Source organism: Streptomyces fumanus (assembly GCF_014655295.1).
Taxonomy (GTDB): Bacteria; Actinomycetota; Actinomycetes; order Streptomycetales; family Streptomycetaceae; genus Streptomyces; species Streptomyces fumanus.
The window spans coordinates 348,835-370,878 of record NZ_BNBI01000005.1; the positions used below are offsets into that span (position 1 = coordinate 348,835).

Annotated in this window: 19 protein-coding genes and 1 riboswitch; of the genes, 13 read left to right on the plus strand and 6 right to left on the minus strand. The window is 76.7% G+C overall.

The genetic code is table 11. The annotated features are described in order from the left end of the window. Positions 1 to 22: 22 nt before the first annotated feature. Positions 23 to 1,138 (plus strand): hypothetical protein, encoded by a 1,116-nt coding sequence (locus tag IE316_RS13390; RefSeq protein WP_190204491.1) that lies wholly within the window; start codon positions 23 to 25, stop codon positions 1,136 to 1,138. 143 nt (positions 1,139 to 1,281) lie between these two features. On the opposite strand, the gene IE316_RS13395 is transcribed toward IE316_RS13390, so the two are convergent. Continuing rightward, on the minus strand, positions 1,282 to 2,271 hold the full coding sequence (locus tag IE316_RS13395) for a winged helix-turn-helix domain-containing protein (protein WP_190204492.1): 990 nt from the start codon (positions 2,269 to 2,271) through the stop codon (positions 1,282 to 1,284). Between the two features lie 143 nt (positions 2,272 to 2,414). Between IE316_RS13395 and IE316_RS13400 the strand changes: the two genes are divergently transcribed. Continuing rightward, positions 2,415 to 3,257 carry a helix-turn-helix transcriptional regulator gene (locus tag IE316_RS13400; RefSeq protein ID WP_190204493.1) on the plus strand — a complete coding sequence of 281 codons (843 nt, stop codon included), beginning with the start codon at positions 2,415 to 2,417 and terminating at the stop codon, positions 3,255 to 3,257. On the opposite strand, the gene IE316_RS13405 is transcribed toward IE316_RS13400, so the two are convergent. Beyond that, entirely contained in the window at positions 3,201 to 4,700 is a 1,500-nt protein-coding gene (locus tag IE316_RS13405; RefSeq protein WP_190204494.1) for an alpha/beta hydrolase, read from the minus strand. The two genes, IE316_RS13400 and IE316_RS13405, sit on opposite strands and share 57 nt — an antisense overlap. A 95-nt stretch (positions 4,701 to 4,795) precedes the next feature. Between IE316_RS13405 and IE316_RS13410 the strand changes: the two genes are divergently transcribed. After that, positions 4,796 to 5,752: a MerR family transcriptional regulator gene (locus IE316_RS13410; RefSeq protein WP_229910374.1), complete on the plus strand. Its 957-nt coding sequence runs from the start codon at positions 4,796 to 4,798 to the stop codon at positions 5,750 to 5,752. Here IE316_RS13410 and IE316_RS13415 read toward each other — a convergent pair whose 3' ends face one another. From IE316_RS13415 to IE316_RS13425, 3 genes are all read right to left on the minus strand, one after another. Further along, positions 5,753 to 6,562, minus strand: coding sequence for a CAP domain-containing protein (locus tag IE316_RS13415; RefSeq protein ID WP_190204495.1), 810 nt, complete (start codon positions 6,560 to 6,562; stop codon positions 5,753 to 5,755). Positions 6,563 to 6,691: 129 nt separating this feature from the next. Further along, the gene (locus IE316_RS13420; protein WP_190204496.1) at positions 6,692 to 7,192 is read right to left on the minus strand and encodes a lamin tail domain-containing protein; all 501 of its coding nucleotides are present in this window, start codon (positions 7,190 to 7,192) and stop codon (positions 6,692 to 6,694) included. A 185-nt stretch (positions 7,193 to 7,377) separates the two neighbouring features. Further along, entirely contained in the window at positions 7,378 to 7,959 is a 582-nt protein-coding gene (locus IE316_RS13425) for a tellurite resistance TerB family protein (RefSeq protein WP_190204497.1), read from the minus strand. 158 nt (positions 7,960 to 8,117) lie between these two features. On the opposite strand from IE316_RS13425, the gene IE316_RS13430 reads away from it, so the two are divergent. The 10 genes from IE316_RS13430 (at position 8,118) to IE316_RS13475 (ending at position 20,422) form a co-directional block, all read left to right on the plus strand. Next, on the plus strand, positions 8,118 to 9,092 hold the full coding sequence (locus IE316_RS13430) for a sporulation protein (RefSeq protein ID WP_190204498.1): 975 nt from the start codon (positions 8,118 to 8,120) through the stop codon (positions 9,090 to 9,092). Positions 9,093 to 9,264: 172 nt separating this feature from the next. Beyond that, on the plus strand, positions 9,265 to 10,140 hold the full coding sequence (locus IE316_RS13435) for a protein kinase family protein (protein ID WP_190204499.1): 876 nt from the start codon (positions 9,265 to 9,267) through the stop codon (positions 10,138 to 10,140). A gap of 6 nt (positions 10,141 to 10,146) precedes the next feature. Next, positions 10,147 to 12,330, plus strand: a complete 2,184-nt coding sequence (locus IE316_RS13440) for a serine/threonine-protein kinase (protein ID WP_190204500.1) — start codon at positions 10,147 to 10,149, stop codon at positions 12,328 to 12,330. Between the two features lie 49 nt (positions 12,331 to 12,379). Beyond that, positions 12,380 to 14,485, plus strand: a complete 2,106-nt coding sequence (locus IE316_RS13445) for a serine/threonine-protein kinase (RefSeq protein WP_190204501.1) — start codon at positions 12,380 to 12,382, stop codon at positions 14,483 to 14,485. Between the two features lie 222 nt (positions 14,486 to 14,707). Then, on the plus strand, positions 14,708 to 14,986 hold the full coding sequence (locus IE316_RS13450; RefSeq protein ID WP_190204502.1) for an acyl carrier protein: 279 nt from the start codon (positions 14,708 to 14,710) through the stop codon (positions 14,984 to 14,986). After that, positions 14,983 to 16,266 (plus strand): beta-ketoacyl-[acyl-carrier-protein] synthase family protein, encoded by a 1,284-nt coding sequence (locus tag IE316_RS13455; RefSeq protein ID WP_190204503.1) that lies wholly within the window; start codon positions 14,983 to 14,985, stop codon positions 16,264 to 16,266. Before IE316_RS13450 ends, IE316_RS13455 begins: the two co-directional genes overlap by 4 nt. Before the next feature lie 16 nt (positions 16,267 to 16,282). Then, complete coding sequence (locus IE316_RS13460) at positions 16,283 to 17,308, plus strand: ACP S-malonyltransferase (protein WP_190204504.1); 1,026 nt, start codon at positions 16,283 to 16,285, stop codon at positions 17,306 to 17,308. Continuing rightward, positions 17,303 to 17,514: riboswitch (cobalamin riboswitch) on the plus strand. It overlaps the preceding gene by 6 nt. Before the next feature lie 54 nt (positions 17,515 to 17,568). Beyond that, positions 17,569 to 18,606, plus strand: a complete 1,038-nt coding sequence (locus IE316_RS13465) for an ABC transporter substrate-binding protein (RefSeq protein ID WP_190204505.1) — start codon at positions 17,569 to 17,571, stop codon at positions 18,604 to 18,606. Next, positions 18,603 to 19,619, plus strand: coding sequence for a FecCD family ABC transporter permease (locus tag IE316_RS13470; protein WP_190204506.1), 1,017 nt, complete (start codon positions 18,603 to 18,605; stop codon positions 19,617 to 19,619). The genes IE316_RS13465 and IE316_RS13470 overlap by 4 nt, the downstream gene beginning before the upstream one ends. After that, positions 19,616 to 20,422 carry an ABC transporter ATP-binding protein gene (locus IE316_RS13475; RefSeq protein ID WP_190204507.1) on the plus strand — a complete coding sequence of 269 codons (807 nt, stop codon included), beginning with the start codon at positions 19,616 to 19,618 and terminating at the stop codon, positions 20,420 to 20,422. The genes IE316_RS13470 and IE316_RS13475 overlap by 4 nt, the downstream gene beginning before the upstream one ends. Positions 20,423 to 20,475: 53 nt before the next feature. Here the strand turns inward: IE316_RS13475 and IE316_RS13480 are convergent, their stop codons facing one another. Beyond that, positions 20,476 to 22,005, minus strand: a complete 1,530-nt coding sequence (locus IE316_RS13480) for a glycoside hydrolase family 3 protein (protein WP_190204508.1) — start codon at positions 22,003 to 22,005, stop codon at positions 20,476 to 20,478. Positions 22,006 to 22,044 lie beyond the last annotated feature (39 nt).

The window sequence follows — 22,044 nt, forward strand, 5'->3', positions numbered from 1 at the left end:
GCGCGGGGGAGGGGCGACGCGGATGGCACAGCCGGACGGACCGGGGGGCACCGGGGCGGTGTGGTCCTGGCGCGAGGACTGGCCGGCTCCGGCCTTCGCCCTGCTGGCGGTGGCCGGACTGGCCGGCGTGCTGGGGCCGTCCGGCTGGTCCCGGGCGGGCGTGCTACTGCTGTGCCTGCTGACGGCCCCGGTCTGGTTCGTGCTGTGCCGGGCGGCGGCCCGCCGCGGCGCCGGGGGGATCACCGGGGCGCTCCCGGGGAGGCTGCGCCTGGCGGTCCTGCTGGGCGCGGTGGCGGCCCCGCTCGCCGCCTTCGGCTGGGTCGCGTTCGCCGTGCACCACTCCGCCGGGTACGCGATGCGGTACGGCACGCAGGACCGGATTCCGCTGCCCGAGAAGTGCGTGGCCGGCAGCGCCACGGCCACCTGCGACGACCTGTGGAAGGAGCACGAGGGCGACCCCGGCACCGTCCTGGACAACGAGTACCGCCACATCCAGGTCCACTTCGGCGAGGCCGCCTGGGCGGAGTACGGCCGCTACTACTCGCTCGCCGGGATCGGCGGATCGGCGGGCGGCATCGACATCGACGTCCGGATCGTCGGCGGCGACGCCCATGTGACGACCGGTCTGCACCCGAGCCGCCTGGCCCCGCTGGGCGTCGACCCCCTGCCCTGGCTGGCCTCGGCGACCCTGCCGGCGCTGCTGGTCCCGCTCTCCCTCCGGCTGCGGGCCCCCGAGGCACCCTCCGTCCCGGCACCGCCGTCACCGGAACCGGCGGCCGGCGCGACCGGGGACCGTACCGTCACCGTGGCCTCGGCGACGGCGCGGGTGACGGCGGAGCCGGGCGCCCTGGTCGTCGAGCGGGTCATGACCGGAGCCGGGGGCTCCCGACGCTGGGGCACGGTCCTGGAGACACCGTGGCGGCACCTGTCCGGCCTGGAGTTCGGCCGCGCCCGGCCCGGCGGCCCGGTCGCCCTGTACGCCCGCCGCGCCGGCTCCCCGCCCGCCCGCGTCCTGGACGCCGCCGACCTGGCACCCGGCCAGTGGGCCGAGGTCGCCGCGGCGGTCGCCGCGCGCACCGGCCGCCGGGTCGTCCTGGACCCGGCCGGCTGGTTCCCCGAAGACACCCCCGCCGGCTGACGCACCGGCCCCGGACCGCACACGCGCGTGGTGGTCACCGCCGCCCGCGCGGCCCCGGGCAGGCGGACCACCTGGTCCGGCCGGTGCTCGCCGGTCCCTGGAGGGCCCGCACCGGCGTTCCCCGGCCGGGACCGCAGGGCCGGTCAGGAGAGCAGGTCGACCAGGGCGTCCCCGCGCTCGGTGCGCGCCAGCCGGACGTACTGGCCCTGCCGGTGCCGGACGACGAGCCCGCCGTGCTCCAGCCGGCGGCAGTGGTGCGTGAGGTTGGCGGGGGTGCAGCCGACCCGGGCGGCGACCTCGCTCATCGGCGCCGGTGCCCGCACGGCGCGCAGCACCCGGGCCCGTACCTCGCCGACCACCAGGGACAGCGCGTCGTCCGCCCGGGCCGGGCCGGCGGCGGGCGGCCCGCCCCACAACTGGCCGAGGCCCGGCAGCGGATACCCGATCCACACCAGGTCCGGCCGGTCCAGCGCGAACACCGAGGTGCCGGGGCCGGACACGATCGGCACCAGCACCAGGCGCCGGCCGCCCAGCTCGTACGTGTCCTGCCGCGGGTCCGGCAGGTGCAGCGTCCCGCCGGTCAGCCGGAAGCGGCGGCTCAGATCGCCCAGCACCGCGTCCGCGCAGTTGCGCACCACGGCACCGCCCACCCGTTCCGCCTCCCGGTCGAGCAGTGGCCGGGCCGCCGCCCACACCGGGCCGAACGCCTCCCACACCGCCTGGATGACCCCCGAGTACGCCCGCAGCCACTGCCGGGGCCGGTCCACCACCGGCCGCCACCGCGCGGGCACGGCACCCCCGAACTCGGCCTCCAGCTCCGCGAGCAGCACCTCGGGGGAGAGGTCGGCGAGCTGCTCGCACTGGGTGGCCACATCGCCGCCGGGCATGCTCGCGGTCGGGGTCACACAGTCCGGGACGACCGAGCAACCGCCGTCGAACAGCGGCCGCAGCACCTCCCCGGCCGAGCCCGGCGCGGCCCGCGCGACCAGCGTCCGCCACCGCGCGGGCACCCCGTGGCCCCGCCCGCCGAAGGCGTCCGCGATCAGGGACAGCACGGTGGCGCCCTGATGGCCGGCCACCGACACCCGCAGATCGTCGAGTGCTCCCAGATGCAGCGCCGTGTGCCCGCGCATACCGCCGTCCGTTCCCGCGCGTTCCGTATCCCCGACGCATTGTCACCCCCCGGCAGCGGCCCGGACCCCCGCCCTACGCACAAGTACGCAGCCGCGACTGCCCCTACCATGGGACCCGGAGCACACCGCAACGGGAGGGCACCGTGGCACTGGGCCGGCGCGACTACGAGAGCCTGCTGGCACTCGCCGTGCACGCCCTGGAACAGGACGGTACGCACGCGCCGTGGCCGGCGATCGCCGAGGCGCTGGCCGACCACCTCGACGCCGCGGCGGTCACCCTCACCGAGATCGAAGGCGGCCGGGGACGGCCCCTGGCCTGGTCCCCGTCCCGCCTGACCGGGCCCCGTGTGCGCGAACTGTCCCGGCGGTCGGTGGCCGCCCGCCACCCGCTCATCACCCATTACGGCAGCACCGCCGACACCGTGCCGCGCACCGCCGAGGACGTGACCGGCGGCGCCGAGTGGCGGCGCAGCCCGGCCCGTTCGGTGATCCGGCGGTACCTGGGCGCCGACCACGTACTGGCCGCGCCCAGCGCCCGGACCGCCGGGACGGTCCGGGGCTTCGTGGTCTACCGCGCCGCCCCGTTCGCCCCGGCCCACCGGGACTACCTGCGCCGCGCGCAGCCGCTGCTGGCCGCCGTCGACGCCCACGACCGGGCCCTGGCCCGCTTCCGGACGCCGCCCGCCGAGGACGTGCCGCGCCGGGCCCGCGCCTACGGGCTGACCCCGCGCGAGCTGACCGTGCTCACCCTGCTCGGCGAGGCGCTCCCGGCGAAGGCCATCGCCACCCGGCTGCGGATCTCGGTCCGCACGGTGCACAAGCACGTACAGCACCTGTACCGCAAGCTCGGCACCGGCGACCGGGTGAGCACGGTGCTGCGCGCCCAGTCGCTGGGCCTGCTCCCCGCCGACGCGCCCGGGCGGCGCCCGTCAGTGCCGCAGCCGGGCCAGCACCGACCGCATCGCGTGGCGGACCGCCTCCCGTGACGCCTCGTCCCGGGTGAGGGTCTCGAAGGCGTGCCGGGCGTCCGGTACGTCGATCAGCTCGACGTCGGCGCCGTGCCGGCCGGCGGCGGTGCGGAACTCCTCGACGGTGGCGGCGATCTCGGGCGACTCACGGCCCACCCGGGTGAGGACCACCGGCAGGGCGCCCGCCCGGGCCACCGCCTCGACCGGCCGGAACCGGCCTTCCGGCAGGCCCCAGTTGGCGAGCGGCGCCAGGATCGGGTACGTGGCCGCGAGGCAGCGCAGCCACGGCGGGGGCGCCTGCAGCCAGTCCGCGGCGAGCAGGCCGCCGCCGGAGAAGAACCACAGCGCGATCCGGTCGGCGTCCACCCGGGGGTCGGCCCGCAGGGTGTCCACGGCGGCGGCCACGTCCTCGGCGGCCCGCGGGTAGTCGGACACGTCGTGCAGCCGGTGGTCGAGGACGGCGGCGACCACCCCCTCGCCGGCCGCGTACCGGGCGTACCCGGTCAGCGCCGGCCAGTCCCGGGGCGTCGGCCGGGCGTCCGCGGGCACCGGGCCGCCGTGCACGAACAGCACCGCCGGGCGCGGCTCCCCGGCGTCGGCCGGGTACAGGTCCACGCGTCCGGTCCGCTCGCGCGGGCGCTCCGGCACGTCCAGCAGGAACGGCCGCAGATGCGCGGGCGGTTCCGCGGTGTCGGCCGGTGTCAGCCGGTGCCCCTCACCGGCCGCCGCCCGCAGCAGCACCCGCGCCAGGTCGGCGGGGCAGGACAGCATCGGCCAGTGCCCGGTGGGCAGTTCGAAGAACGTCACCCGGGGATCGGCGAGCGCCTGGAGGGCCGGGTCGCCGAAGTCCACCTGCGCCTGCACCAGTTCGATGCCCACGCCGTTGCGGGTGCACAGCACCGCCGTGCTGGGCAGTGCCGCCGCCGCGCCGGTCAGCCGCAGCGGCTGGAGCAGGGTGCCCAGCGGCTGCGGCGCCGCCAGCGCGGTCAGCCGGTCCAGCGCCGCGTCGGACAGCCCGTCGGTGCTGCCCCAGCGCCGCCACTCGTCGCGCGCCGGGGGCGCCAGCACCCCGCCGTCGGCCGCCCGCCCGGCCAGTTCCGCGCGCAGCGCCTGGTCGGGCACGGCCGCCAGGGCCGGCACCCCGTCCTGGGGCAGCCCCGCGTCCAGGTGGACGATCCGCGCGACCCGCCCGGGCCGCCGGTCGGCGGCGGCCACCGCCGGGTGGATGCCGTAGTCGTGCCCGACCAGCACCACGTCCCGGCCGTCCGTGCCGATCGAGTCGAGCACCGCGAGGACGTCCGCGACATGCGTCTCCAGGTCGGTTCCGTCCTTGCGCGGGCCGTCCAGCCCGGTCAGCGCCACCGGATGCGCCCCGGCCCCCGCCGCGGTCAGCTCCGCGGCCGTCGCCTGCCACACATGCGTGCCGGTGAACCAGCCTCCCACCAGTACGAACTCCGTCATGACCCGCTCCTTCGGCACCTCGTCGTCCGCGCACCGGACCGATCACCCGGCCGCGCTCGCCGGTACCGTAGGAACTCCCCCTGAGGGAGGTTCAAGTGAGCACGACCACCACGCCGTACGACGACCGGTACGGCATAGGTGAGCTGGCCGAACGCGCGGGCGTCACCGTCAAGACCGTCCGCTTCTACTCCGACCGGGGCCTGCTGCCGGAGTCCTCCCGCACCACGGGCGGCCACCGCCGCTACGGCCCCGGGGCGCTGGACCGGCTGCGGCTGATCCGCGCCCTGCGCTCGCTCGGCCTGGCCGTCCCCGAGATCCGCCGCGTCCTCGACGAACAGGACCGGCACGGCGGCCCCGGCGACGCGCTGGAGGAGGCCGTCGCCGGACACCTCAGCGCCCTCGGCGGCCAGCTCACCGCGCTGCGCTGGCGGGAGGCGGCACTGCGGCTGGTGCAGGAGTGCCCGCCCGGCGAACGGCCCGACCGGCTGCGCCTGATTGGCACGGTGACGGCACCGCCGAGCACCGCGCCCCTGGCCCGGTTCTGGCGGGGCTGGCTGCCGGCCCGGATGCCGGCCCGCGCGGTCGCCGCGTTCCTGGAGGTGGCGGTCCCCCGGCCGCCCGAGGACCCGGCACCGGCGCAGGTGCTCGCCTTCGCCCGGCTCAACGCCCTGACCGGCGCCCCCTGCCCGCCCGGCCGGCAGACCCAGCCCGAGGCCCACCGCGCCGTCGGCCCCCGGGGCGCGGCCGTCCTGTATGAGGGGCTGGCCGAGGCGTACGAGCTGGCGGGCGTGGCGCTGCGCCGGGGCCGGGCGCCGGGCGCCGGTGAGGCGCTGGACTGCTTCGTCGCCGCGTACGCGAGCGCGTACGGCACCCGGGACACCCCCGGCTTCCGGGAACTGCTGGCCGGCCGGCTGCCCGCCGAGCCCCGGCTGGACCGGTACTGGGAGCTGGTCGCCGAGGTGCGCACCCCGCCGGGCGGCCGGCCGGAGCCCACCCCGGGCACCGCCCACGACTGGCTGCTCGCCGCCCTGACCGCACCGGCCGCCGCCTGATCAGCGGCCGGTGCCGAAGTCCTGGGTCCACCAGGGGCCGCCGTCGCCGGGGTGCACACCGACGCCGAGGTGGGTGAAGGAGCAGTTGAGTATGTTGGCGCGGTGGCCGGGGCTGTTCATCCAGGACTCCATCACCGAGGCGGCGTCCGCCTGGCCCCGCGCGATGTTCTCGCCCAGCGCCGACCAGGCGTAACCGGCCGCCTCCACCCGGGAGGCCATGGTGGAGCCGTCGGGGCCGGTGTGGGACAGCACGCCGCTGCCCGCCAGCACGTCGCTGTAGGCGTCGGCCGCCCGGGTGAGCCGGTCGTCGGCGGTGAGCGGCGCGCAACCGGCCGCCGCCCGCTCCTCGTTGACCAGCGCCAGCACCTGCGCCTCGGGGCCGGCGGACCGGGCGGCGGCGCTCTCGGCCGGGTGCGGGGCGGCGGCGCCGGTCGCCGCGGGTGCCGGGGCGGATCCGGTGGCGGTGGGTGCCGCCGTCGCGGTCGGTGCCGCCGTCCGCGTCGGCCGCGGCGCGGTCCTCCCCGCCCGGGCGGGCGGGGAGCTCGCCGTGCGGCTCGGGGACACCGACGGGGACGACGACGCGGGGGACGGAGAAGGTGACGACGGAGCCGGGACCGTACGGTCCAGTGTCTCCCCGGCGGTCGGAGCGGCGGTGTCCGCGCGGCTGGCGACCCGGTCCGCGTGCCCGTCGCCCCGGCCGTCCAGGGCCGCCAGGGTCGCCCCGGCCCCGGCGCTGACCACCACGGCACCCAGCACCAGGGCGGTGCGTCCGGCGCGGCGGGACGGGCGGGCGGCTCGGTGGGACCCCATGCGTACGACACCTCTGACCGGTCGGCGAACAGATGATCCCGGCGGACGCTAGTGCGCCCACCGGGATCGGATGTCACTCAACTACGTTCCCTTAAGGCCGGCTTCAGACAGCCTTAAGGAAGCGACCGGTCACTTGTGGAACGTGATGTAGCCGTTGCCGTCCCGGTCGTTCTTGCTCTTGGTGTACGAGTGGACATCGGCGCGGCTGCCCGACGGCTTGACGACGTAGATGGTGTCCTTGTCGTTGTTCCATATGAAGTTGCAGTTCTGCCGGTACACGACGTTCTTCGCGTCGGAGTCGGTGCCCCGGCCGCCGCGCAGCTTGACGTAGTCGCCCGGCTCCAGCTTGTGGCTCGCCTTGAACGTGAACCTGTTGCCCGCGGCGTCCTTGACCACGTACCCCTTGAGGTTGACGGTCGCGGTGCGCGAGTAGTTCTTGATCGTCAGGTACTCGTCCTTGGTGTTGCCACCCGAGCACTTGTTGGAGTCCTTGCCGGGAGCGTCGTACTGCACGCCCTTGATCTTCAGCGCCGAGGAGTACTCGGCGGCCTGGGCCGGGACGGCGGCGACGAGGCCGAGCGTGCCCGCGGCGGCGACGGCGGTGGCCGTCAGGGTGGCGCGCATGCGCATGAGGAAATCCCCCCTCAGTGGTGCCAATGGAGCAACCGGGAGCTTACCGAAGGGGTGATCGGAGGGTGGCCGAAACGTGGAGGAAATGTGTGCGGCCGGTCCCCGGAGGGTCCGGCCGCGGCGGTCGGCGGGCCCGGCGCGGGCTCGGCCCGCGGGTTCGGCGCGGGCCCGGCCCGCGGGTTCGCTCAGATGCCGAACTCCGCCGGGGCGAGCCCCAGCGCGGTGCACGCCTCGCGGATCGCGTTCTGCTCCGACGGCTCGAAGTGGCCGTCCGCGCCCGCCACCACGATGCCGGTCTGGATCACCGCCCGCGCCTCGGCGGGCTTCTTCGCGGCCTTGGCGATGACCTGGAGCGCCTCCGCCCGGCCCGCCTGGAAGTCGGCCAGCAGCCGGTCCACATGCTGGTTGAAGCGCTGGCGGAGCTGGTCCGCCGGGAAGTTCTGCAGCACCTCGTTGGTGACGATCAGCTCCTCCACCCGCTGCCGCTCGGCCGGCTCCACCCGCCCGTCGGCCGCGGCCACCAGCGCGCACATCGCCATGCTGGCGTCCCGGTAGGCACCGCTCTTCAACTCCGTCTTCACCGACGCGAGCTGGGACTTGAACAGCCCGATCAACTGGGCCTTGGTGCCACCGGAGGACGAACCCGGGGCATGGCTCCCGCCCTGCCCGTGCCCGCCGTACGGGCCCTGGCCGCCGCCGGTCCCGCGCGAACCCTGGGACTGCTGGAGATTCTTGGCCTGGTCCTTGATCCGGTCCCACATCGCCACTGGTGCCACCTCGGCTTCTGCTGTGCCTCGCGGACGTCGGTCACGCCGCTTCGCCGGGAGAACGGTTCTGGCCCGCACAGGGTTCCCTCGGGCCCGACCTCCCCTAATCTTCTACATGCACGTAGAACCACCTGCCATGTGAAGGGGTGAACGCCACGATGGTGTTCAAACGACTGCTCGGTTCGCTCGGCGTGGGCGGGCCCACGGTCGACACGGTCCTCGACCCGGGCGCGGCCCGCCCCGGCGCCGCGCTCACCGGCCGGGTCCATCTCCAGGGCGGCGGCGCCGACTTCGACATCGAGCACATCGCCCTGGAGCTGGTCGCGCGGGTCGAGGCCGAGCACGCGGAGGGCGAGAGCGAGGGGGCCGTCGCCTTCGAGCGGTACACCGTCGGCGGCGGCTTCCGGCTCGCCGAGGGCGCGGAGCACACCGTGCCGTTCTCCGTCCCGCTGCCCTGGGAGACGCCGGTCACCGAACTGTACGGCCAGGACCTGGGCATCGTGCTCGGCGTGCGCACCGAACTGGCGGTGGCCGGCGCCCGCGACAAGGGCGACCTCGACCGCCTCACCGTCGGCCCGCTGCCCGTCCAGGAGGCCGTGCTGGAAGCCTTCGGACAGCTCGGGTTCGGGTTCCGCTCCGCGGACCTGGAGTACGGCCGCATCGGCGGCACCGGGCAGCAACTGCCCTTCTACCAGGAGATCGAGCTGACCCCGGCCCCGCACTACGCCCACCAGGTCAACGAGATCGAGCTGACCTTCCTCGCCCACCCCGGCGGTGTGGAGGTGGTCCTGGAGGCGGACAAGCGCGGGGGCCTCTTCACCGAGGGGCACGACGCGCTCGCCCGGTTCACCGTCGGGCACCAGGACGTGCGCGACTGGGCCGCCGAAGTCGACGGCTGGGTCCGCCAGTTGATCGACCACCGCGCCTCGTACGGCACGCACGCCTCGTACGGCCACCACGACGGTCACCACGGAGGCCACCACTCCGGCGGGCCCGGCGTCGGCACCGCCGTCGCGGCCGGCGCGGCGGGACTCGCCGTGGGCGTGGTCGGCGGGATGGTCGCGGCCGAGGTCGTCGACGAGATCGGTGACTTCTTCGAGGGCGACGAGGAGGACGAAGGGGACGAGGGCTGATCCCGTCGCCGAGGGCTGATCCCCCCCCCGAGGGCGCGCCCGGTGCGCCCCGCGCGGCCCGTGCAAAGCGGGACAGCACCGGCACCGGGCCGCCCCCCGCTCGGCCCCGCCGTACCGCCCCAGTAGGCTCACCTGCCGTCGGTGATCATGGCGGGGAACAGGGGGAGCGCCCGTGGAGGGGCTGCGGCAGGACGACCCGGCGCGGATCGGGGAGTACGTCACGCTGGCCCGGCTCGACCCGTCGGCCGAGGCGCACCTGGTGCCGGAGCGGCGCTATCTGGCGCGCACCGCGGACGGGGCGCGCACCGTGCTGGTGAGCCTGCCGCCGCGCGGCGCCGACCCGGCCCGCTGGGCGGCCGAGGCGCAGTGGGCGGGCCGGCTCACCCAGCCCGGGTTCTGGCCGGTGACCCAGCTCGGCGGCAGCGCGGCCTTCCCCTGGCACGCCTCGCCCTACCGGCCCGTGCTGCCGCTCACCGCGGCCCTCGCCGCGCACGGCGGCCCGCTGCCCGAGCGGACGGTACGGCTCGTCGGGGCCGCCCTCGCCGAGGCCCTCGCCTCCGCCCACGTCCTGGGTGTGGCGCACGGCGGCATCTGCCCCGCCGCCGTGCTGCTCACCGCGTACGGGCCGCTGCTCGGCTGCTTCGGCGCCGCCCGCGCCCTCGCCCCCGACGGCACCCGGCGCGCCGGGGTGCCCGGCCTCGACGCCGGGTGCCTGGCCCCGGAGGCGGCCGCCGGGCATCCGGTCTCCCCGGCCGGTGACGTGCACGCGCTGGGTGCCGTCCTCGCCTACCTGGCCACCGGCCACACGGTCCCCGAGCGCGACGAGATCCCGCCCGCGCTGCGCGGCCCGATCGCGGCCTGCCTCTCCCGGGACCCGGCCGGCCGCCCGGCCCCCGCCCAGGTCCTGGCCGAACTGGCGCCCGGCGCCGCCTACGGCACCCACACCGCCGGCACCGAACCGCTGCCGCTGCCGGGCCGCGTGGTCGCGGCGCTGTCCGACCAGTCGGTGCGGGTGCTCACCCTGGAACTCCCCGCCGAGGTGCGCTGAACCGCCATGCTGTCCCCCCTGCTCCACGACGACCCGGAGACCGTCGGCCGCTACCGCCTGCTGGCCAGGATCGGCAGCGGCGGCATGGGCACGGTCCACCTGGCCCGCACCCCCGGCGGCCGGACCGTCGCCGTCAAGGTGCTGCACCCGCGACTGGCCGGCGACCCCGAAGCGCGCACCCGCTTCCGCCTGGAGGCCGACGCCGCCCGGGTGATCGGCGGACGGTACGGCGCCGGAGTGCACGACGCCGACCCGGCCGCGCCGCTGCCGTGGCTGGCGACCGAGTACGTCACCGGCCCGTCGCTGGACGAGGCGGTGGAGGCCGGCGGGCCGCTGCCGGAACCCGCCGTCCGGGCCATCGGCGCCGCGCTGGCGGAGGGGCTCGGGCAACTGCACCGCTCCGAGGTGGTGCACCGGGACCTGAAGCCGTCCAACGTGATGGTGACGGCCTTCGGCCCGAGGATCATCGACTTCGGGGTGGCCCGCGCGGTCGGCGACGCCCCGCTCACCCGGGCCGGTTCGGCCCTCGGCACCCCCGCCTTCATGTCGCCGGAACAGGCCGCGGACCTCGAACACGGCCCGGCCGGCGATGTGTTCGCGCTCGCCGGGGTGCTGGTCTTCGCCGCGTCCGGACACGGCCCGTTCGGCTCCGGAAGCGCCGCCGACCTGCTCTACCGGGTGCGGTACGCCGACCCCGACCTCGGCGGGGTCCCGCCCGCGCTGGTCCCGGTGCTCGCCCGCTGCCTCGACAAGGACCCGGCCCGCCGCCCGGCCACCGGCGAACTCGCCGCCGCCCTCACCGACGGCACCGGGGCCCACGGGCCCGCCGCGCTCCTCGCGGACGTGCTGCCCGACGCCGTGCTCCGCGAGATCGCGCGGCGCGGCGACGACGTCTGGCGCGAGCCGCCGCACCGGCTGCCGCCCCCGCCGCCCGACACGCCCCCGGCGACCGGGCCGGCCGCCCCCGCCGTGTCCCGGCGCAAGCTGTTCGCGATGACCGCCGGTGCCGTCGCGGCCGGCGCCGGCCTGGCGGGCGGCGGGGTGTGGGCCTGGCTCGCGGGCCGGGACTCCGGCACCGGTGGCACCGCGCGGGGGAGGACCACGGCGCAGACGGTGAAGCCGCCCGCCCGGCTGTGGACGTTCGCCGTGCACATCCCCAACGCCCGCGCCGAGGTCCTCGCGGCCGGCAGCGGCGTGGCGATCCCGGCCGGCATCGTGCTGTGCGGCGTCAACGCCGAGAGCGGCGAGGGAAGCTGGCAGGCGGACCTCGCCGACGGCTGGCGGTACGCGGCCGACGGCAAGAAGCTGTACGCGCTGCGCGACCCCGAGGAGGGCGACACCCTCGCCGTCTGCGAGATCGACATGACCGACGGGCAGCCCGGCAAGCCCCTCGCCGAGGTGCCGGACCTGGCCGGCGACGAGCCCCGCAACCAGCTCCTGTGCGTGGTGAAGGACATCGCCTACCTGGCCGCCCGCGCCGCCTCCGGCGGCTCCTGGTACCTGCTCGCCCTCGGCCTCGGCGACGGCCGGGTGCGCTGGCGCACCGCCCTCGACGCGGCCCGGCAGCAGAACGAGCCGCCGCTGCTGTGCGCCGCGGTCACCGGCGGCCGGCTGCTGCGGTTCCGGTCCGACTCGGGGCTCAGCTCCTTCCTCGAAGTCACCGCGCACGACCTCGCCGACGGCACGCAGAAGTGGTCGCGGTCCGAGCCGTACGACGGCCCGCCGCCCACCCGGATCGTCCACGACGACCGCCACTTCTACCTCGGCGCCGACGCGCTGACGGCCGTACGACTGGCGGACGGCGAGACCGCCTGGCGCTTCGGCGACCTGCGCGACGTCGGCGACAGCGCGGGCGAGACCCGGCTCTACGGGGCGCCCGAGGTCCGCGACGGCGCCGTCTACTGCACCGAGGGCGACCGGGGCGTGGTGTCCGTCGACGCCCTCACCGGCACCCTCAACTGGCTGGAGAAGGGCCTGAAGAACCGGCACCTGAACCGCGACGAGGCCCCCGCGGTCGGCGAGAAGTACGTCTACAGCCTGGACGAGCAGGGGCTGCGCGCGGTGGACCTGCGCACCCGCACGGCGGTGTGGACCCTGCCCACCGACGCCACCGTCCTGTCCGCCGACACCGAACGCGGCCGGCTCTACGTCCGCCAGGAGAAGGAGACCTTCGCCCTGCCCCTGGACTGACCCCGCCGTTCCCCCCTGCGTCTTCCGCCCGCACCCGAAAGGACCCGACGTGCGACCGCTCGGCCCCGGAGACCCGCTCCGCCTCGGCCCCTACCGCATCGCCGGCGTGCTCGGCGCGGGCGGCATGGGCAAGGTCTACCTGGGACACGACACGGCCGGCCGCCCGGCCGCCGTCAAGGTGCTGCTGCCCGAACTGGCCGGCGACCGGCACCTGGCCGAGCGCTTCGTCCGCGAGGCCCGTACCGCCCGGACGGTCACCAGCGAGGGCGTGGCCCGGGTGCTGGCCGCCGAACCGGAGGCGGGACGGCCGTGGATCGCCTCCGAGTTCCTCGCCGGGCCCACCCTGGACGAGGCGGTGGCGCGCTACGGGCCGTTCGGCGACGCCCTGCTGCGCGAACTCGCCCGGTCCCTGGCCCGCACCCTCGCCGACATCCACGTCACCGGGCTGGTGCACCGCGACCTCAAACCGCAGAACGTCGTCCTGACCTCGCGCGGCCCCCGCGTCATCGACTTCGGCATCGCCCGCCCCGAACACGGACTGACCCTGACCCGCACCGGCCAGATCCCGGTCACCCCCGGCTACGGCGCCCCCGAACAGGTGCTCGGGCAGCGCGTCGGACCGGCCGCCGACGTGTTCTCCCTCGGCGCGGTCCTCGCCTACGCCGCCTCCGGCCGGCCCGCCTACGCGGGCACCGAGGTGGCGGCGGTGATGTACGAAGTGGTGCACGGCGAACCCGACCTGACGCTCGTCCCCGGACCGCTGCGGGACCTGATCGCGCCCTGCCTGGCCAAGGACCCCGCCGCCCGGCCGCTGCCCGGGTGGCTCGCCGACGCCGCCCGGCCCCCGGCCGGCAGCGAACGGTTCTGGACCACCGGCCCGCTCGCCGACGACATCCGGCGACGGGAGGCCGCCGCCCGGCAGCCGGCCGGCGACGGCGGCGGCCCGACCGCGGTGCCCGCCGCGCGCCCCGGCCCGGACCGCCCCCGGCTCTCCCGCCGGCGCCTGCTGACCGCCGTGGCGGGCGGCGGGGCGCTGCTGGCGGCCGGTGCGGGCGGCGCCGCCTGGTGGCTGAGCGGCGACGGCGCCGCCGCCGGTTCCTCCGACCCGTTCGACATCCCGCCCGCCGCCCGGGTGGAGAGCGCCTCGCTCGGCAGCGACACCGGCGAGATCGAACCGCTGTGGGGCCCGCTGGAGGACGTGGCCGACCCGGAGTCGCCCCCGCCGCTTCCGGTGCGGGACGTCGTGGTCGTCGCCGCGGCCGGCGGCGGCGTCGCCGCCCACGACGTCACCGACGGCACGGAGCGCTGGCGCGCCGACGACGCGCGCGGCGACGCCGGCTACCTGTCCCTCGGGGACCGGCTCGTCGTCACCGCCGACCAGGACGGGACCGTCCGTACGTACGTCGCCGCCACCGGCGCCGCCAAGTGGACGGCCGACGCGCGGGCCGAGGTCCTGCTCGCCGCCGACGCCGGGCACGTCTACCTCCTCACCGCCGACGGCGAGTTGCGCTGTGTGTCGGCCGCCGACGCCCGGGTGCGCTGGACGCGCCGCCCCCCGCTGGCCCTCACCGGCCGGCCGGCCGCGGCCGTCGGCTCGGGGCTGCTCGTGGTGTGCGGCGGCTCCGGCGACGTCGCCGCGGTCCGGGTGAGCGACGGCGCGAAGGCGTGGACGCGCGAGGGACAGGCCCCGGCCGCCCTGCGCCCGGCCGTCGACGGCGGCGTGGTCTACCTCGGCGGCCACACCTTCGCCGCCGTCCGCGCGAGCGACGGCCGGCAACTGTGGTCCCGGCGGCCGCTGCACGCCGTGCGGCGCGGCGCCTACGGGTTCGGTCCGCCCACCGTCGCCGGCGGGGTGGTCTTCACCCTGGACAGCGAGGCGCTGCGCCATCTGCTGCCCGACGGCGGCGAGGAGGCGGTCACCTTCGTCACCGCCCCCACCCCGCCCTGGCAGCCGCCCGTCGTGCAGGCCGGCAGCGTCTGGGTCGCCGAGCGCGAGAACACCGGCGTCAGCGGCCTGCCCCGGTACAGCGGCAGCACCAGCTCCCGGGCGCGGACCTACCCCCTGCGGGCCGCCGAGAGCCGCACCCTCGCCGGCGACCGCAACCGGCTGTTCGTCCTCAACGGCGGGACCCTGGTGGCGCTTCCGGTCTACTGACGGCCGTGCCCCGCGCGCCTGTCGCCTTCTTTACGCGCGGGCCGCCGTGCTCCCTCGGGGCGCCCGAACGTGAACCGGGGCCCGGCCTCAGGAGGGGCGCCCCGCGCGTGCCTCACGTGCTCCGCCGCCCCTTCCCGAACGGCGCTTACCGTTCCGGATCGTCGGAAAGGCTGTCCGCGTGCATCCGGCAGGTGCCGGAGCCCCGCCGAAGGAGGACCATCCATGCCGACCACAGCCGACGACCGACAGATGTTCGACGAGCTGCGTGAGGTGCTGGCCGCCACCGTCGAGGACGTCTCCCCGGAGGAGGTCGGCCTCGACGCCGACCTCAGGGACGACCTGGGTGTCGACTCGCTCGCCCTGCTGGAGCTGGTCGCCGCGATCGAGGAGCGCTGGCAGGTGAAGATCCCGGTGGAGGAGGCGGCCCGGCTGGCCACCGTCAGCGATGTCGTCGACCACCTCTGCGGCGTGGTCGCCGCCCCGGCCGGTGGGACCGCGTGAGCCCAGAGCACGGGGCCGCCGCGGCCCGCGAGGAGCGGACGGCCGTCATCACCGGACTCGGCGCGACCACCGCGCTGGGCGGTGACGTGCCGACCACCTGGGCGGCGCTGCTGGACGGCGCGTGCGGCATCGGACGCGTCGACTTCGGCGCACCGGGCGGCCCGCCGTGCGACTACCTCGCGGCGTCCGCCGCGGTCGACCCGGCGGATCTGCTGCCCCGCGCGAAGGCCGCCCACTGCGACCGGTCCGCGCAGTTCGCCCTGGTCGCCGCCAAGGAGGCGCTGCGGGACGCCGGTCTGCCGGACGACCCCGGGGCCGGCGACGGCGGCCCCCGGGTCGCGGTGGTCCTCGGCGCCGGACTGGGCGGGCTGACCAGCATCCTGGAGCAGAACCACCGGCTGGAGACCGGCGGCCCGGACCGGGTCAGCCCCCGGGCCATCCCGGTCATGCTGCCCAACCACGCGGCCGCCGAGGTCGGGCTGATGGTCGGCGCCAAGGAGGGCGTGCACACCCCGGTCAGCGCCTGCGCGTCCGGCGCCGAGGCGCTGGCGCAGGCCCTCGGTATGATCCGGGAGGGCCGCGCCGACGTGGTGGTCGCGGGCGGCTCGGAGGCCGGACTGCATCCGCTGATCTTCGCGGGGTTCGCCCGGCTGCGGGCGCTGTCGCGGTGCGACGAGCCGGAGCGGGCGTCCCGGCCGTTCGACGCCGATCGGGACGGGTTCGTGATGGGGGAGGGGGCCGGGATGCTGGTCGTGGAGAGCGCCGCGCACGCCGCGGCCCGCGGCGCCCGGGTGCACTGCGAACTGGCCGGCGCGGGCGTCACCAACGACAGCCACCACGTCGCCCGGCCCGCACCCGGTGGAGCGGGCTGCGCCACCGCCGTCACCGCCGCCCTGCGCGACGCCGGCCTCGACCCCGAGCAGGTCCGGCACGTCAACGCGCACGCCACCTCCACGCCGCTGGGCGACCTCAGCGAGGCACAGGCCCTGCACACCGCCCTGGGCAAGGACCTCCAGGACGTGACGGTCAGCGCCACCAAGGCCGCCCTCGGCCACACCCTGGGCGCCGCCGGGGCCATCGAGGCGGTCACCACCGTCCTCGCCCTGCGCGACCGGATCGCCCCGCCCACCCACAGCCTCGAACGCGTCGACCCCGCGATCGAGCTGAACGTGGTCGGCCGCGACCCCGAGCCGCTGCCCCCCGGCCCGCTGGCGGCGGTCAGCACCAGCATGGGGTTCGGCGGGCACAATGTCGCGCTCGCCTTCACCAGCGCCTCATGAGACCCGACGGCCCGTCATGAGGGCCGACGGCAGCACCCCCGACGCCGGCCGGCCGCGCACCGTGCTGATGTGTCCCGGGCAGGGCGCCTACCTCCCCGGCGCCCTGCGCCACCTCGCCGGCGTGCCCGCCGTCGCCGAGGTCCTGACGGCCGTGGACGGTCACGCGCCGGGCGGCGCCGGCACCGCGTCGGTGGGCCGGCTCCTCACCGAGCCCGGCGCGCCCGCCCCCGAGGAACTGCTGCGCGCCGACCCGCTCGCCTTCGACCTGGCCACGTACGCCGCCGCGGTCGCCGCCGCCACCGTCACCCTCGCACTGCTGCCGGCCCCGGTCGACGCGGTCCTGGGCCACAGCGTCGGCGACCTCGCGGCGCTCACCGTCGCGGGCGCCCTCACCGTCCGCCAGGGGCTGCAACTGCTGCGCATCCGGGACCGGTTGCTGACCACCGCCGGCCTGCCCGCCGCGGGCATGGCGGCCACCGACCTGACCCGCGCCCAGGCCGCCGACCTGATCCGCGCCTGCGGCACCCCGCAGGTGCGGATCGCGGTGCACAACGCGCCCGCCCAGGTGGTGCTGGCCGGCCCCGACGCCCAGCTCGGCCACGTGGGGCGGGTGGCCGGGGACCGCGGCCACCGGGTGACCCGGCTGGTCAGCCGCACCGCCTACCACCACCCCCTGCTCGACGAGGTCAGCCGCGCCTTCCGCAGCCTGCTGCGGGCCCAGCCGGTCGCCCCGCCCCGCATCCCGGTGTACGCCACCGCCACCGGGCGGCGGGCCGGCACCCCCGACCGGCTGCGCGCCATGGCCGCCGCCCACCTCACCGACTCCCTCCCCTTCCACCCGGCCCTGCTGGCGCTGGACCGGGCCGGCTTCACCACCTACGTCGACAGCGGCCCCCGCGCCCTGCTCGCCACGCTCGCCAAGGCCGGGCTGCCCCACCGCACGGCCGTCGCCCCGCTGCGCACCCCCGCCGACACCGACCGGATGCACCGCCGGCTCACCCGCGTCCCGCCCGCCGGATCCGCGGCGGAGGGCCCTTGCTAGGCTGCCGGAGCCAGTCGTGCCACATCCGTGGTCAGGGAATCCGGTGCGAATCCGGAACTGACGCGCAGCGGTGAGGGGGACGGGCGGGGCACTGATGCCACTGGGACACCACCGCGCCGGCGCGACGCCGGGGCGGAGCCGTCCTGGGAAGGCGCCCCGGCCGGACGAACCCGAGTCCGAAGACCTGCTGGCACCTCCGCGTCCCCGCGCGGGGGTCGACTTCAGGCCAGGCTCCGCGTTCGAGCCCCGACACCCGAGGCATGCCCGTGCTCCGTCCCGTCCTCCGCCCCGCCGCCCTCCTGCTCGTCTGCGCCGCCTCGCTCACCGCCTGCGGCACACCGGACGGCACCCGCGCGGCGGACGCCACCGCCGGCCGCCCGCGCGTCCTCGACAACTGCGGCCACCGCGTCACCCTGACCGCGGCGCCCCGCCGGGCCGTCTCCCTCAACCAGGGCAGCACCGAGATCCTGCTCTCCCTCGGCCTCGCCGACCGCATGGCCGGCACCGCCACCTGGACCGACCCCGTCATGAAGGGCCTGGAGAAGGCGAACGCCGGGGTGCCCCGCCTGGCCGACGACAACCCGTCCTTCGAGAAGGTGCTGGCCGCCGCGCCCGACTTCGTCACCGCCTCCTTCGTCGCCACGCTCGGCACCGGCGGCGTCGCCACCCGCGAGCAGTTCGAGAAGCTGGGCGTGCCCACCTACGTCTCCCCGGCCGACTGCGGCGCCGGCAAGGACAACGACAGCGGCGGCGACGGCTCCCGCGAGACACCGCTCACCCTGCACACCGTCTACGGCGAGATACGCGACCTCGCCCGCGTCTTCGGCGTCGAGCGCCGCGGCGAGCGGCTCGTCGCCCGGCTGAAGGCACGGGTGCGCGCGGCCACCGACGGCCTGGACGCCTCGCACGTCTCCCTCATGTACTGGTTCGCCGACTCCCGGTCGCCCTACCTGGCCGGCTGCTGCGGCGCCCCCGGCGCCATCACCCGGGCGATCGGCGCGCGCAACGTCTTCGCCGACACCCACGACGAGTGGCCCCAGATCAACTGGGAGACCGTCGCCGACCGCGACCCCGACGTCATCGTCCTCGGCGACCTGACCCGCGAGCAGCAGACGGCCGAGACCGCCCGCGCCAAGATCCGCTTCCTGGAGACCAACCCGGCCACCCGCCACCTCACCGCCGTACGGAAGAAGCGGTACGTCCTGCTCAGCGGCCAGGCGATGAACCCCACGATCCGCACGGTCGAGGGCATCGAGCGGGTCGCCGCCGGCCTGCGGGACCTCGGGCTCGTCAAGTGAGGGCCGCCCGCGTCCCGTTGCTCACCGCGGCCGGGACCGCCGTGCTGGCGGTGTCGGTGGCCCTCGCCGTCACCGTCGGACCGGCCGACATCTCCCCGTCCGACGTGTGGGCCTCCCTCGCCGCCCACCTCGGCCTCGGGCACGGCACACTGACACCGCTGCGCGACGGCATCGTGTGGGACCTGCGGATGCCGCGCACCCTGCTGGCCGCGGTGTGCGGGGCGGGGCTCGCGCTGTGCGGGGCGGTCATGCAGTCGCTGCTGCGCAACCCGCTGGCCGACCCGTTCGTCCTCGGGGTGTCCTCCGGCGCGTCCACCGGGGCGGTCGCGGTGATCGTCCTCGGCGTCGGCGGGGGAGCGGTGCCGCTGTCGGTGGGCGCCTTCGCCGGCGCGCTGCTGGCGTTCGCGCTGGTGCTGCTGCTGAGCCACAGCCTCGGCGCGAGCATGGACCGGGTGGTGCTGTCGGGGGTGGCCGCGATGCAACTGTTCTCGGCGCTGACCTCGCTCACCGTGCTCACCTCGGCGGACGCGGAGACCACCCGGGGCGTGATGTTCTGGCTGCTCGGCTCGCTCACCGGCGCCGACTGGACCGCGGTGGTGCTGTGCGCCGCCGTGCTGGCCGTGGTCCTCGCCGTCTGCCTCCTCAACTCCGCCACCCTCGACGCGTTCACCTTCGGCGAGGAGGCCGCGGCGGCCCTCGGCGTCCGGGTGGCCCGTACCCGGCTGGTGCTGCTGTGCGCCACCGCGCTGCTCACCGCCGCGCTGGTGAGCTGCGCCGGGGCGATCGGCTTCGTCGGACTGGTGCTGCCGCACGCCACCCGCGCCCTCACCGGCACCGCCCACGCCCGACTGCTGCCGGTCACCGTGCTGACCGGCGCAGTCTTCCTGGTCTGGGTCGACACCCTGGCCCGTACCGTGCTCGACCCGCGGGAGATCCCGGTGGGCGTGGTGACCTCGCTCATCGGTGTGCCCGCGTTCGTCGCGGTGCTGTACCGGGGAAGGCGGCGGGCATGACCGGCCCCGCCGCCGACGGCACGGCACCGGGGCTGCGCGCCGGGCGCGTAGGCCGCCGGGCGGGCGGCCGGTTCGTCGTCGACGGCGTCACCCTGGCCCCCCGCCCCGGCGAGACGGTGGGTCTGCTCGGCCCCAACGGCTCCGGCAAGTCCACGCTGCTGAAGCTGCTCGCCGGTGTCCTCGGCCCGTCCGCCGGTGTCGTCACCCTCGACGGCCGGCCGCTCGCCCAGGTCGGCCGCCGGGCCGCCGCGCGCCGGATCGCCACCGTCGACCAGCACGCGTACACGCAGAACGAACTCACCGTCCGGGAGGTCGTCGCCCTCGGCCGCATCCCGCACCGCCGCCCCTGGTCGGCGGTCTCCGGCGACGACGCCCGGGCGGTCGCCGCCGCCCTGGCACGCACCGGACTGACCGCCCTGGCCGACCGGTCCTGGCACACCCTGTCCGGCGGCGAACGCCAGCGCGCCCAGATCGCCCGCGCGCTCGCCCAGGAACCGCGCGAGCTGCTGCTCGACGAGCCGACGAACCACCTCGACATCCAGCACCAGCTCGACCTGCTCGAACTGATCGCCGGGCTGCCCGTCACCACGGTCGTCGCCCTGCACGACCTCAACCTCGCGGCCCTGTACTGCGACCGCCTGCTGGTCCTGGCCGGCGGCCGGGCCGTCGCCGAGGGCACCCCCGGGGAGGTGCTCACCCCGGCCCTGATCGAGCGGGTCTACGGGGTCCGCGCCGAGGTCACCGACGACGGGGGGCGCCCGACGATCCGCTACCTGCGCAGACCGCCGACGGCCGACCGCTGACCGCGGCCACCTGACCGGCCACCGGCTCCCCCTCCGGCCGACCGCCCGCCCCCTCAGACACCCCCCGCCAGAACCTCGGCCACCGCCACCCCGGACGCCGTGCTCGCCCCGTAGGTGCAGATCCGTACGCCGGTGTCCGGGAGGCCGGGGCCGGGCAGGCCCATCTCCACGGTCACCGCGTCCGGGCGGGCGGTGGTCAGGTCGGTGAGGGCCCGGCTCATCCAGGTGTGCCGGGCGGCGTCCCGAACCACGACGACCAGCGGACGGCCCACCGCGGGCCGCAGCGCGCACTCCGCCAACACCGCTGTCCCGTCCCGCAGTTCGTCCTCGCGCACCCGTACCGCCGTGGTGTCCGGCAGGCGTTCGCGCAGCGGTGCCGCGACCCCCCAGGGCGTCTCCTTGCCGATGGCCAGGTTGGTGACCGGGGCCAGTTCCACCACGTGCGGCGCGGCGGTGAGCGGCAGGGCGTTTCCGGCGGGCCCGCTGATCCGCACCGCCCGGCGCGCGGCGACCTGGCCGATCCCGGCACCGCCCTGTGAGGCACCCCCCTGCGGAGCGGCGCCCGCCTCCCGCAGCTTGACCGACCAGTCGGCGAACTCCCGTACCCGGACCGCCGCCTCGGCCAGCCGCTCCTCCGGCAGTCGCCCGTCGGCCACCGCCTCGCACAGCGCGTCGGCCAGCAGGTGCGCGGTGGCCGCCTCGGCGCTCTCGCCGCCGACGCACACCGCGTCCACCCCGGCGGCGACGGCCCGTACCGTCGCCCCGCCGATGCCGTACCGGCGGGTGACCGCGCCCATCTCGATGGCGTCGCTGACCACCAGCCCGTCGAAGCCCAGCTCGCCCCGGAGCAGGTCCTGGAGGATGCGCGGGCTGAGCGTGGCCGGCCGGTCCGGATCGTAGGCCGGCACCAGCAGGTGGGCGCTCATCACGGCCCGCACCCCCGCGTCGAGCGCCGCCCGGAACGGCGGCAGCGCCCCGGCCTCGATCTCCTCCCGGCGGGCGGTGCAGACGGGCAGGTCGTGGTGGGAGTCGACGGCGACGTCCCCGTGGCCGGGGAAGTGTTTGGCGCAGGCGGCGACGCCCGCCGACTGCAGGCCCCGGACCCAGGCGGCGGTGTGCCGGGACACCACCTCGGGGCCGGTGCCGAAGGACCGTACGCCGATCACCGGGTTGTCGGGGTTGGAGTTGACGTCCGCGCTCGGCGCGTAGTCGAGGCTCACCCCGGCGGCGCGCAGCTCCTGGCCCAGGTCGGCGGCGACCGCCTCGGTCAGTGCCACGTCGTCCACGGTGCCGAGGGCGAAGTTGCCGGGCCGGCTGGAGCCGGTGGCGGACTCGATCCGGGTGACGTCCCCGGCCTCCTCGTCGATGGCGACGATCAGCGCCGGGTTCTCCGCGCGCAGTTGCCCGGTCAGCCGGGCGACCTGCTCGGGGGAGACGATGTTGCGGGAGAACAGCACGACGGAGGCGAGTCCGCCGGCGATGTCCCGCAGCACCCAGTCGGGTGCCTCGGTGCCGACGAAGCCGGGTTGCAGGACGGAGAGCGCGAGCCGTCGCAACTCGCTGCTGTGCGGGCGGTGGGACATCGGCGCGCGCCTTTCGGACGGAACGGTGGGACACCCTCC

Excerpts from the sequence above, each read along its gene's own strand:
- IE316_RS13390 (WP_190204491.1), top strand. The coding sequence starts at position 23 with ATGGCACAGCCGGACGGACCGGGGGGCACCGGGGCGGTGTGGTCCTGG.
- IE316_RS13395 (WP_190204492.1), bottom strand. The coding sequence starts at position 2,271 with ATGCGCGGGCACACGGCGCTGCATCTGGGAGCACTCGACGATCTGCGG.
- IE316_RS13405 (WP_190204494.1), bottom strand. The coding sequence starts at position 4,700 with ATGACGGAGTTCGTACTGGTGGGAGGCTGGTTCACCGGCACGCATGTG.
- IE316_RS13415 (WP_190204495.1), bottom strand. The coding sequence starts at position 6,562 with ATGGGGTCCCACCGAGCCGCCCGCCCGTCCCGCCGCGCCGGACGCACC.
- IE316_RS13420 (WP_190204496.1), bottom strand. The coding sequence starts at position 7,192 with ATGCGCATGCGCGCCACCCTGACGGCCACCGCCGTCGCCGCCGCGGGC.
- IE316_RS13430 (WP_190204498.1), top strand. The coding sequence starts at position 8,118 with ATGGTGTTCAAACGACTGCTCGGTTCGCTCGGCGTGGGCGGGCCCACG.
- IE316_RS13440 (WP_190204500.1), top strand. The coding sequence starts at position 10,147 with ATGCTGTCCCCCCTGCTCCACGACGACCCGGAGACCGTCGGCCGCTAC.
- IE316_RS13450 (WP_190204502.1), top strand. The coding sequence starts at position 14,708 with ATGCCGACCACAGCCGACGACCGACAGATGTTCGACGAGCTGCGTGAG.
- IE316_RS13460 (WP_190204504.1), top strand. The coding sequence starts at position 16,283 with ATGAGGGCCGACGGCAGCACCCCCGACGCCGGCCGGCCGCGCACCGTG.
- IE316_RS13465 (WP_190204505.1), top strand. The coding sequence starts at position 17,569 with ATGCCCGTGCTCCGTCCCGTCCTCCGCCCCGCCGCCCTCCTGCTCGTC.
- IE316_RS13475 (WP_190204507.1), top strand. The coding sequence starts at position 19,616 with ATGACCGGCCCCGCCGCCGACGGCACGGCACCGGGGCTGCGCGCCGGG.
- IE316_RS13480 (WP_190204508.1), bottom strand. The coding sequence starts at position 22,005 with ATGTCCCACCGCCCGCACAGCAGCGAGTTGCGACGGCTCGCGCTCTCC.